The sequence below is a fragment of the Alicyclobacillus fructus genome, from assembly GCF_017329605.1.
Classification (GTDB): domain Bacteria; phylum Bacillota; class Bacilli; order Alicyclobacillales; family Alicyclobacillaceae; genus Alicyclobacillus; species Alicyclobacillus fructus.
This window is the reverse complement of the sequence record NZ_JAFMTY010000114.1, coordinates 1-266: the sequence shown is the minus strand read 5'-3', so window position 1 is coordinate 266 and position 266 is coordinate 1. Positions and strand designations below refer to the sequence as shown.

Sequence of the window (266 nt, the reverse complement as noted above, 5' to 3'; positions counted from 1 at the left end):
GAATTGAAAGACAAGTCCATAACCGATTCATCATCGCCCAAGTCCCACGAAACTTTGACATGCAAACCGTATTTTTCATTGATTCGATCTGCCGCATCTAAACGACATTTCAACGCGGCATTGCGGACTGACAGAATTTGTGAGTCATTCGAGCCGACTTCGGCGGCCACTAATCTTTCTTTCTTGTCCTGATTTGAGTTGTTGATACCGAGCAATGTCATGCATTCAAGCCAAATTTTCTGTTTTGCTTCAAGTAGGCGTAATAC

The 266-nt window shown here is 43.2% G+C and carries 1 protein-coding gene; it reads right to left on the bottom strand.

Features of this window, described 5'->3' with window-relative positions; all coding sequences use genetic code 11:
- A partial coding sequence (locus J3481_RS14540) for a hypothetical protein (RefSeq protein ID WP_206882542.1) occupies nt 1-266 on the bottom strand: 266 nt, incomplete at both ends.